The 9,490-nt window shown below is 64.8% G+C and carries 12 protein-coding genes; 10 read left to right on the top strand and 2 right to left on the bottom strand.

The genetic code is table 11. From position 1 onward, the window contains the following. Positions 1-160 precede the first annotated feature (160 nt). The 5 genes from HHL08_RS07255 to HHL08_RS07235 all read left to right on the top strand — a co-directional run bounded on the left by HHL08_RS07255 (position 161) and on the right by HHL08_RS07235 (position 3,219). Entirely contained in the window at positions 161-787 is a 627-nt protein-coding gene (locus HHL08_RS07255; protein WP_169571910.1) for a DJ-1/PfpI family protein, read from the top strand. 47 nt (positions 788-834) lie between these two features. Then, entirely contained in the window at positions 835-1,482 is a 648-nt protein-coding gene (locus HHL08_RS07250; RefSeq protein ID WP_169571908.1) for a glutathione S-transferase family protein, read from the top strand. Between the two features lie 135 nt (positions 1,483-1,617). Continuing rightward, on the top strand, positions 1,618-2,214 hold the full coding sequence (locus tag HHL08_RS07245) for a hypothetical protein (RefSeq protein ID WP_235954972.1): 597 nt from the start codon (positions 1,618-1,620) through the stop codon (positions 2,212-2,214). A 248-nt stretch (positions 2,215-2,462) separates the two neighbouring features. Then, positions 2,463-2,750 carry a hypothetical protein gene (locus tag HHL08_RS07240; protein ID WP_169571906.1) on the top strand — a complete coding sequence of 96 codons (288 nt, stop codon included), beginning with the start codon at positions 2,463-2,465 and terminating at the stop codon, positions 2,748-2,750. A gap of 130 nt (positions 2,751-2,880) precedes the next feature. Further along, a complete protein-coding gene (locus HHL08_RS07235) occupies positions 2,881-3,219 on the top strand; it encodes a hypothetical protein (RefSeq protein WP_169572277.1) in 339 nt (112 codons plus the stop codon). A gap of 145 nt (positions 3,220-3,364) precedes the next feature. Here HHL08_RS07235 and HHL08_RS07230 read toward each other — a convergent pair whose 3' ends face one another. Then, complete coding sequence (locus HHL08_RS07230; RefSeq protein WP_169571904.1) at positions 3,365-4,030, bottom strand: hypothetical protein; 666 nt, start codon at positions 4,028-4,030, stop codon at positions 3,365-3,367. Positions 4,031-4,211: 181 nt separating this feature from the next. Here HHL08_RS07230 and HHL08_RS07225 point away from each other — a divergent pair, with 181 nt between their 5' ends. From HHL08_RS07225 to HHL08_RS07205, 5 genes are all read left to right on the top strand, one after another. After that, a complete protein-coding gene (locus tag HHL08_RS07225) occupies positions 4,212-5,546 on the top strand; it encodes a M28 family peptidase (RefSeq protein ID WP_169571902.1) in 1,335 nt (444 codons plus the stop codon). A 197-nt stretch (positions 5,547-5,743) separates the two neighbouring features. Next, positions 5,744-7,057 (top strand): DNA-packaging protein, encoded by a 1,314-nt coding sequence (locus HHL08_RS07220; RefSeq protein WP_169571901.1) that lies wholly within the window; start codon positions 5,744-5,746, stop codon positions 7,055-7,057. A 236-nt stretch (positions 7,058-7,293) separates the two neighbouring features. Next, positions 7,294-7,584 (top strand): GIY-YIG nuclease family protein, encoded by a 291-nt coding sequence (locus tag HHL08_RS07215; protein ID WP_169571899.1) that lies wholly within the window; start codon positions 7,294-7,296, stop codon positions 7,582-7,584. Positions 7,585-7,823: 239 nt separating this feature from the next. Beyond that, positions 7,824-8,456, top strand: a complete 633-nt coding sequence (locus HHL08_RS07210) for an NAD(P)H-dependent oxidoreductase (protein ID WP_169571897.1) — start codon at positions 7,824-7,826, stop codon at positions 8,454-8,456. A 93-nt stretch (positions 8,457-8,549) separates the two neighbouring features. Continuing rightward, positions 8,550-8,888 carry a hypothetical protein gene (locus HHL08_RS07205; RefSeq protein ID WP_169571895.1) on the top strand — a complete coding sequence of 113 codons (339 nt, stop codon included), beginning with the start codon at positions 8,550-8,552 and terminating at the stop codon, positions 8,886-8,888. Positions 8,889-8,899: 11 nt separating this feature from the next. On the opposite strand, the gene HHL08_RS07200 is transcribed toward HHL08_RS07205, so the two are convergent. After that, complete coding sequence (locus HHL08_RS07200) at positions 8,900-9,442, bottom strand: energy transducer TonB (RefSeq protein ID WP_169571893.1); 543 nt, start codon at positions 9,440-9,442, stop codon at positions 8,900-8,902. Positions 9,443-9,490 lie beyond the last annotated feature (48 nt).

The following is a 9,490-nucleotide window of genomic DNA, read 5'->3' as shown; positions in this document are numbered from 1 at the left end:
CGCGGATAGGCGCGGAACCGATTAGATGCGGCAGCTCTAAATTTTCGTCATTCCCGCGCAGGCGGGAATCCATCTCTCGACCTCTCGATCGGTCGCAACGGCTGGAGATGGGTCCCCGCCTTCGCGGGGATGACGAGGTTGTGGGGAATGGGAGGCGGCGATGCGGGTTGCGGTTTTGACGTTCGACGGTTTCAACGAACTGGACAGTTTCGTGGCGTTGGCGCTGCTGAACCGGGTGCCGGGCTGGCGCGCGGAGATCTGCGGGCCGGGCGAGTCCGTCACGTCGATGAACGGGGTGCGGGTCGATGTGCAGCAGCCGCTGGAATTTGCGGGTGCGGCCGATATCGTGCTGATCGGTAGCGGCGTGCGGACCCGCGATGTCGTTTCGGATACGAAACTGATGGCGCGGATCGCGCTGGAGCCGGGCCGGCAGATCATCGGCGCGCAATGTTCGGGCGCACTGATCCTGGCGAAACTGGGGCTGATCGGTGACCTGCCCGCCTGCACCGACAGCACGAGCAAGCCCTGGGTGATCGAAGCGGGGGTGCGGGTGATCGATGCGCCGTTCGTGGCGCATGGGCCGGTGGCGACCGCGGGCGGGTGCATGGCAGCGCATTATCTGAGCGCCTGGGCGATTGCGTTGGGGGCCGGGCAGGATGCGGCGCGGGATGTGATCGACTATGTCGCGCCGGTGGGCGAGAAGGCGGAGACGGTGGCGCGGGTGATGGGCGTGATCGCGCCGTTCCTGGGGCAGGCGGCGCAAGAAAAAGTTGCAATTAAATACTGAATTGGCATGATCGCCGCGACCGACCCGATGACAGGAGGAGAGACGATTTGATCATTCATGGCGCACGGCCGTCACCCTTTGTGCGCAAGGTGATCGTGTTCGCCGCGGAGAAGGGGATCGCGATCGAGGTGCAGACGGCCGGGTTCGGCCGGGGCGCGGAGGGCTATATGAAGGGGTCGCCCTTTGGCAAGATTCCGGCGCTGGAGGATGGCGATTTCCTGCTGTGCGATTCGACCGCGATCATCACCTATATGGATGCTTTGCGCCCCGGCCAGGAGATGATCCCGGCGGAACCGAAAGCGCGGGCGCGGACCATATGGTATGAAGAGTTTGGCGATACGGTGGTGCAGCCGATCGGGCAGAAGATCTTCTTCAACCGTGTGGTCGCCAGGGCACTGAAGCGCGAACCGGACCTGGGCGCGGCGGATGTGGCCGAGACCGATGAGATGCCGGGCATCTATGATTATCTGGAGGATGTGCTGCCGCAAAGTGGCTGGCTGGTGGAGGATCGCTTCACCCTGGCGGACCTGGCGGCGGCGTGCCCGATCATCAATGTCGGCTATTGTTCGGATGGGCTGACGGCGGATTGCTGGCCCAAAACAGCGGCCTGGCTGGAGCAAGTGAAGGCGCGGCCGAGCGTGGCTGATGCGATGGCGCTGGAAGCGGCGACGGTTCAGGCGATGATACAAAAATAACCTATCTGGAACATTATTCTTGACATCGTCACGCTGATCTGGCAGAGATTGGCACAGTGGAAAAATGTGAGTCGCCAAGGCGGCGAGAATGAAGGGGCTGGTCCGAAAGGATCGGCCCCTTTTGCGTGGCGGGGCATGGCGACGGGGGGAGCGGGCATGGCGGCGGAGAACGGCGCAAAGACGGGCGCGCGGGCGGTGCAGCGGACGGGGCTGGTGGCGCGGCGGCAGCGAATGGGCGTGTGCGGGACGGCGCGGGCGCAGAAGGGCAAAGCGCGCAAGGACGGCTGGACCAGGGTCAAGGAGCGGCGGTTTCTGGAGACGCTGGCCGAGACATGCAATGCCAGCGAGGCGGCGCGGGAAGCGGGCATGTGCCGGGCGAGCGCCTATCGCCGGCGGCAGAGCGATGCGGGGTTCGCCCGCGCGTGGGAAGAGGCGCTGGACGTGGGCTATGCCGAGATCGAGGCGCTGCTGATGCGCGAGGTGCTGTTCGGAAGCGAGGTCGAGGAATTGACGCTGGATGGCGAGGGCGCGGTGAAAGGACGCAAGGTCAAGCGGACGCGCAACCTGACCGTGGCGCTGCGGCTGTTGACGTTGCACCGCGACCGGGTGGACAGGCGGCGGGCCGAGGCCGGGCAGGGGACGGCCGGGCGGCCCGACAGCCCGGACGCGATCGCGCGGGTGGAGGATGTGCTGGGCGCGATCGGGCGAAGGCGGGTCGCGGTGGAGACATGATGGGGCGCGAGCCGAAAGAGGTCCGCGTTCGACCAACGTCTAATCAATGGGATGCGGACGGGGCCGTTATGGAAGATGGAGCCCGGCCTAACCGTCCCCACTGTCGGGCTCCGACCTTTTTGACCGCGGACACAAGTCTTTGACCATGGGTCGAATTTTGGCTGGTTATCCTGTTGCGAGTGTTTCTCAACCGGAACAAAGCGTTTCCAGGCCCGTTCGATGGCGCAGAAAATGTGCAGGAGAGCAACATGGTTGAAGTGCGGAACGACCCCTATGGCGATCGCGTCGTCGTGAAGAAAAGCGGCGCTGGTCGCACGATCGCGATCATCCTGATCGTGGCCCTGGCCCTGGTCGGCGTGCTGTTCGCCACCGGATTTTGGAAAGCCGATGTGAGCGGCGGCGACATGCCTGAAGTGAGCGTCAAGGGCGGCGACCTGCCCAAGGTCGATGTCGATTCCAAGGCGGTCGTGGTCGGCACCAAGAAGGAAACGATCGAGGTTCCGACCGTGGGCGTGAAGGATAATGGGGAAGAGTGATCGGCCCCATTTCGGTGGAATGACAAAGAGGCTCTTCCTGCGTGCAGGAGGAGCCTTTTTGCATGGATTGCTTTGCCGGGCGCGCGGGCGCACATGATGGCGCATGATCGGAGCGATGAAGGGAATGGCGATGCGGCGGTTGATGGTTCTGGGGCTGGTCTGTACGCTGTCCTGCGCGCTGGCCGCTTGCGGCGATAACGGCGGCGATCCGGTGATGGCTGACAACCGCCAGGAACCGGAAACCGGGGCGACGGCGGCGGTGTCGAAGCTGGACGAGGGATTGCGCAATGGCGTGTTCGAGAAAGCGATCCGCGCGAGCGGGGCGGCGTGTCCCAGCGTGACCGGATCGGACCGGGCCGAGATCAGCCCTGGCGTGCGCGGATGGAAGGCGCAATGCGACAATGGCAGCGCGCATCTGATCCAGATATTGAGCGACGGCACGGCGAAGGTGACGAGCCGGACGCATTGAGGGTGCCGGGGAGGGATGGTTGGCCTGCGCTTCGACAAGGCCCGTCGATGATGATGCTGCCACGCAGCCGGGAGCCCAGTCGAGACGGTCGAACTGGGCTCCCGCCTGCGCGGGAGCACGTTATTCTTTTTCGTAGTGAGCGCCTTTAGTTCGCCTTGATCTCCAGCGACGGGTCGACCAGCGAGGTCTTGGTCGCGACCGGGGTTGCGATCGCTGGAGCGATGGCGGGCGTTGCGACGGGAACAGCAGCAGGCGCGGCGGCGGCGAAGGCGACGCTGACATCTTCGTCGAGGAAGGCAGTGACGGGCGTGCCGAGCGGGATGCGGGCGCTGGTGCCGGTGGTGATGAAACCGGCGATCGGCACGAAGGCGATGGCGGCGACGACGCCGGCGGTGCCGGTGGTGCCCTTGTCATCGAAGCTGCCGGTCAGGCGGATCTGATTGCCATTGGCGCGGACGTAGAGGATACGGCCGGTGATGCGGCCGGACTTGCCCCACATGCCCTTGTTGCGGACGTCGGTGATTTCGCCGGTGACCGGACTGCCGGCCGGGATCACGGTCTGGCCGTTCAGCGATACGGTTTCGGCGACTTCGAGTTGGACGCGCTGGCCGATGCGCAGCGTCTTGCCCTCGGTCGTCAGCGCTTCGGACATTTTGAGCGGGATTTGCATACCGGCGCGCAGGATGTTGCCGCCGGGCGAAGCAACGATGGTGGCGACCGGCGCGGCAGGCGTGGTTATGACCTGGGCAAGGACGGATGGCGCGCAGGCGCAGGCGATCACGCCCACAAGGGCGCTGGCGACGAACTTCATGTGTATAAAACCCCCACGTATAAAGACTCAGTTCGCCCCCGAACTGAGGATGCACTGGTGCAATCGGGCGGGGTCTATCGTCAAGGCGGTAAATATTTGATCTATAGGGGTGTTTATTGTGCGGGTGCGAGAATTTCGCGGGACGCTTTACAGATGTGCAACAGGCGGTAGACCAGGGGGCATGACAAAGATGATCCTCCTGACCGCCGCCGCCGCTGTGTTTCCCATGCTGGCATCCGCCCAGACCTACCCGACGAGCCGGGCGCCCGATCCGGGGCGGATGAAGGCGACGGTCGAAAAGCTGGTCAGCTTTGGCACGCGCCATACTTTGTCGTCGGCGACTGATCCGAAGCGCGGCATTGGCGCGGCACGGCGGTGGGGGGCGGCGGAATTTGCGAAGATCGCCAAGGGTTGTGGCGGCTGTTTGACGGTGGAGACGATCGCGGATCGTTTTACCGGGCCGCGCGCGCCCGATGGGGTCGAGGTGGTCGATGTGCTGGCGATTCAGAAGGGGACCGGCTGGACAGAGGTTGGGCCAAACCAGGTCGTGATCGTCGCCGGGCATATCGACAGCCGGGTGACCGACGTCATGAATGTGACGAGCGATGCGCCGGGCGCGAACGACAATGCGTCGGGCACCGCGCTGGTGATCGAGGCGGCGCGGGTGCTGGCGGGGGAGAAATTCGACGGGACGATCGTCTACGCGCTCTTGTCGGGCGAGGAGCAGGGGCTGTGGGGCGGCAAGTTGCTGGCGGCGACGGCCAAGGCGCGCGGCTGGCAGGTGCGGGCGATGCTGAACAATGATATTGTCGGGAACACGATCGGGCAAAACGGGCATGTCGTGGCGGATCGGGTGCGGGTCTTTTCCGAAGGGATACGCGCGGGCGACGACGCCAAGGCGAGCGCGACGCGGCGGGCGATCGGCGGCGAGGATGATGGGCCTTCGCGGGCGCTGGCGAAAAAGATCGACGGGATTGCGGAGGGTAATCCGCAGATCGGGCTGGATGTGTTCGCGGTGCGGCGCTTCGATCGCTTCGGGCGCGGCGGGGATCATTCGCCCTTTCTGGACCTGGGCTTTCCCGCGGTGCGCTTTTCGGTGGGGATCGAGAATTACGACCGGCAGCATCAGGATCTGCGGACCGAGGGTGGCCGGGTCTATGGCGATACCGTCGTGGGGATGGATTTCCCCTATCTGGCGAAGGTGACGGCGCTGAACGTCGCGGCGCTGCGGCAACTGGCGGATGCGCCGGCCGCGCCGGCGAGCGTGTCGCTGGACGGGGCGTTGTCGATGGATACGCGGGTGTTTTGGGACGCGGTGCCGGGTGCGGCGGGCTATAAGCTCTATTGGCGGCGGGCCGATGCGCAGGATTGGACGGATAGCCGGATGGTGACGGGCGCGACCGAGACGGTGTTGAAGGATATCGTGGTGGACGATCATTTCATCGGCGTGGCGGCGGTGGCCAAGGATGGGGCGGAGAGTTTGGTGACGTTCGGTGGGATGGCGCCGCGTAAGTAGAGAGGGTCGCGCGGAGGCACGGAGATTTTTGCGCGCAGAGGCGCAGAGGGCGCGGAGAATGTGGCGCTGTCGGGAGAATGGCGCTGCCTTGCGAAGATGTGAGAAGAGATTTTTCAGGCCGCCTTCGGGCGGCTTTTTTTGTCTCTGCGCTCTCTGCGCCTCTGCGCGAATAGGGGCGGGGATTTTGGGGGAGCGCGATGGAGGTTTCGGATCAGGTTTTTCTGGCCGGCGACGATCGGCGCGCCAGGGCGGCGATATTGAAGCGGCTGGACGGGGCGTCGGCCGAGCGGCTGGAGCGGGAATGGCTGTATCTGGCGCGGCCGGCGCAATTGCCGCCGCCGGGCGACTGGCGCATCTGGCTGATGATGGCGGGGCGCGGCTTTGGCAAGACGCGGGCCGGGGCGGAATGGGTGCGCGGGATCGCCGAGGCCGATCCGCAGGCGCGGATCGCGCTGGTCGGCGCGACGCTGGGCGAGGCGCGCAGCGTGATGGTGGAGGGGGCGTCGGGCCTGCTGGCGATCGCGCCCTGGTGGAACCGGCCCGCCTATGCGCCTGCGCTGCGCAAGCTGACCTGGCCCAATGGCGCGGTGGCGAGCCTGTTCGGCGCGGCCGAGCCGGAGGGGCTGCGCGGGCCGCAATTCAGCCATGGCTGGGCCGACGAAATCGCGAAATGGGCGGGCGGCGAGGCGGCGTGGCATAATCTGATGATGGGGTTGCGGCTGGGGGACGCGCCGCGGGTGCTGGCGACGACCACGCCGCGGCCGGTGCCGCTGGTGCGTGCGCTGGTGGCGCGGGATGGCGCGGATGTCGTGGTGACGCGGGGGCGGACGGCGGAGAATGTCGCGCATCTGGCCGACGGCTTTGTTGACGCCATGACGGCCAGCTATGGCGGCACGCGGCTGGGGCGGCAGGAACTGGACGGCGAACTGATCGAGGAGGTGGAGGGCGCTTTGTGGACGCGCTTGCTAGTCGAGCGGTGCCGGGTCGCGCATGTGCCGGGCGCGCTCAGCCGGGTGGTGGTTGCGGTCGATCCGCCGGCGTCGGCGGGCGGGGACGCCTGCGGCATCGTGGTGGCGGGGGTTGGTGGCGACGGGCGCGCTTATGTGATCGCTGATGCGAGTGTCGCGGGCCAGTCGCCCGAAGGCTGGGCGCGGGCGGTTGCGGCGGCGGCTTTGGTCCATGATGCGGACCGGGTGGTGGCCGAGGCGAATAATGGCGGTGCGATGGTGGAAAGCGTGTTGCGCGCGGCGGAAGCGGCGATGCCGGTTAAGCTGGTCCATGCGAGCCGGGGCAAGGTGGCGCGGGCCGAGCCGGTTGCGGCGCTTTATGAGGCCGGGCGGGTGATGCACCGCGGCGCTTTCCCGGCGCTGGAGGACGAGATGTGCGGGTTGATCGCAGGGGGTGGCTATGTCGGGCCGGGGCGGTCGCCCGATCGGGCCGATGCGCTGGTGTGGGCGCTCACCGAATTGATGCTGGGGAAACGGGGCGAGGCGCGGGTGCGGGGGATGTGAGGGATGAGGGATACGGTGTCGCTATATCGTCATGCCTGGGCAGGCGGGGATACTTCTGTCGCCTTTTGGCTTTGTTGAGAGGTTGGGAGATGGATTCCCGCCTGCGCGGGAAGGACGGATTTGGGTGGGAAGCAGACTGGCGGGTTTACAGGAGCAATTGTTGTAGAGCAGTCATAAAATCCACCGTCACCCCAGCGAAGGCTGGGGTCTCAGGCGTTGACGCGCTACGGTAAGATATGGCGCGAGGCGGCTACACCTACATCATGACCAACAAGCCGAGGGGTGTTCTCTATATCGGCGTCACAGCCGACATTGCAGCACGCGCCGAACAAGATCGAAACGGCACTGGTTCGGCTTTTTGCAAAAAATACGGGCTGACCCGCTTGGTTCTGGTCGAGCCACATGATGACATCATGCGCGCCATTGCCCGCGAGAAGGCGCTGAAAGCCTGGAAGCGGGAATGGAAAATCCGGCTTGTCGAAGAGAGGAATCCAGGTTGGCGCGATATTTCAGACGTTATCTCGTGACCGCCTGAGACCCCAGCCTTCGCTGGGGTGACGATGAGGGAAACGGCCGCTTCCGGACAAAGGCACACCATGTTTTGAAGGCAAAAACTGGTCGTTCGCGGACTGCTGCCCGCTCCTGTCTGGATCGCGATTTTATCAGTTTTGATGTGATACCTTTATTTTCGGGCGGGAGGCTCTACATCAGGGCGTCATGCGTCGGGCTTAGGCTGGCGCGGCTTCATGGATGAGGACTTTGCTTTATGCTGATCGACCGGCTGAACTGGCGCTATGCCACCAAGAAGATGAATCCGGACAAGGCGGTGCCGGAAGATACGCTGGAGCGCATATTGGAAGCGGTGCGGCTGGCGCCGACGTCGAGCGGGTTGCAGCAGTTCGAGGTGATCGTCGTCACCAACGCAGATGTGCGCGAGAAGATCAGGGCGATCGCCTGGGACCAGGCGCAGGTCGTGGATGCATCGCACCTGATCGTCTTTGCCGCGTGGGACAATTATACGCCCGAGCGGATCAACCATATGTTCGACCTGGTCAATGACGAGCGCGGTTTCAAGAATGAGGGCTGGGAAGCGTATCGCCAGCAGTTGCTGGCCAGCTATCCGCAGCGCGACGCGCAGACCAATTTCGAACATGCCGCGCGGCAGGCCTATGTCGGGCTGGGCATCGCCCTGACCGCCGCGGCGTTCGAGGAAGTCGATGCGACGCCGATGGAAGGGTTCGATCCCGACGCGCTGGACGCGATCCTTGATCTGCGCGCGCGCGGGCTGCGATCGGTGGTGATGATGCCGGTGGGCTATCGCGCCGAGGAAGGCGACTGGTTGGTCAACCTGAAGAAGGTGCGGCGGCCGGTCGCGGATTTCGTGTCGCGCGTGGATTGAGGTCGGCTGCGGCCCGGCCGTTGGGGAACCGGCGGTCGGGGCGGCTCGTTTCGGCGCCATCGGATGATCGGATGATCGGATGGAGTAAGTGCGATGAAGATGGCCAGAATGTTGGCGGCGGTTGTCGGCCTGTCGGTGGCGGCGTCGCCGGTGCTGGCGGCCAGCCTGAACAGCAAGGATCGGGCGCGGGTGGCGCGCGCGGTGCCGCGTGACCGTGACGATGTGCGCTATTGCCTGCTCAAGGGCAAACAGGGCCGCGACAAGGGCACGGTGATCGGTGCGGCCGGTGGCGCGGGCGTCGGTTTGCTGGCCGGTGGCAGTTTGGGCGAGACGTTGCTGGGCGCTGGCGCGGGTGCGCTGGCGGGGCGCGTGATCGGCAAGAGTGAAGGCACGAACAGCGTGTGTGACCGGGTGTTGGCGCGCAATCGATAGACCCGCCCCTATCAGGGCTGCTGCCATTTTATGACGCCCGTGCCCCTGGTGGACACGGGCGTTTTATTTTTGTCTAGCGCAGGAAGGAATCTAGCTTGGCGCAAAATGGCTTTGCAAACCCTGGCATCGAGCTTTTCGTCGCTGGAGGCTTTGGATACGTGACAAGCCGTCGCAAGACCTAGAGGTGAGATGTCGATAGTATAGGACATGCTGTCCTGCCCGACAGGTGCGAGATCCGCGTTCGTGATCCAATATTCCATATTGAGAGGTGTGGCGCCGCCATAATCGCTGGTGACTGCCGCCGCCTGAATCTTTGTTTGCCATAGAACGATCATTTTACCAGCTATTGGGCTGCTGCCATCGGCGCGCTTCATAGCGGCCATCGCACGCAATTTTGCCGTGACAAGCCGACAACTGGCTGCACCGATTGAAGGGCTGCCAGTGGCGCTCGTCACGCGGCATTGGATGTCGTTGCCTGTATGAGACAGAGCCAGTGCCAGCGTTGCCTGACCGCTGTCGGCCGGAGCCAAGCCAGCAATATCGCGATCCGCCAATGTGGCACGGGCAAGCGGAATGGGCGCATTTGCCTAAGGCAGATGAAT

It is taken from the genome of Sphingobium psychrophilum (assembly GCF_012927105.1).
In the GTDB taxonomy this organism is placed as follows: Bacteria; Pseudomonadota; Alphaproteobacteria; order Sphingomonadales; family Sphingomonadaceae; genus Sphingobium; species Sphingobium psychrophilum.
This window is presented reverse-complemented; position numbering and strand designations above follow the sequence as displayed.

What these genes read in the sequence shown, in the direction of transcription:
- HHL08_RS07225 (WP_169571902.1), top strand. Translation starts at nt 4,212, where the DNA reads ATGACAAAGATGATCCTCCTGACCGCCGCCGCCGCTGTGTTTCCCATG.
- HHL08_RS07245 (WP_235954972.1), top strand. Translation starts at nt 1,618, where the DNA reads ATGGCGACGGGGGGAGCGGGCATGGCGGCGGAGAACGGCGCAAAGACG.
- HHL08_RS07255 (WP_169571910.1), top strand. Translation starts at nt 161, where the DNA reads ATGCGGGTTGCGGTTTTGACGTTCGACGGTTTCAACGAACTGGACAGT.
- HHL08_RS07215 (WP_169571899.1), top strand. Translation starts at nt 7,294, where the DNA reads ATGGCGCGAGGCGGCTACACCTACATCATGACCAACAAGCCGAGGGGT.
- HHL08_RS07210 (WP_169571897.1), top strand. Translation starts at nt 7,824, where the DNA reads ATGCTGATCGACCGGCTGAACTGGCGCTATGCCACCAAGAAGATGAAT.
- HHL08_RS07205 (WP_169571895.1), top strand. Translation starts at nt 8,550, where the DNA reads ATGAAGATGGCCAGAATGTTGGCGGCGGTTGTCGGCCTGTCGGTGGCG.
- HHL08_RS07240 (WP_169571906.1), top strand. Translation starts at nt 2,463, where the DNA reads ATGGTTGAAGTGCGGAACGACCCCTATGGCGATCGCGTCGTCGTGAAG.
- HHL08_RS07235 (WP_169572277.1), top strand. Translation starts at nt 2,881, where the DNA reads ATGCGGCGGTTGATGGTTCTGGGGCTGGTCTGTACGCTGTCCTGCGCG.
- HHL08_RS07220 (WP_169571901.1), top strand. Translation starts at nt 5,744, where the DNA reads ATGGAGGTTTCGGATCAGGTTTTTCTGGCCGGCGACGATCGGCGCGCC.
- HHL08_RS07230 (WP_169571904.1), bottom strand. Translation starts at nt 4,030, where the DNA reads ATGAAGTTCGTCGCCAGCGCCCTTGTGGGCGTGATCGCCTGCGCCTGC.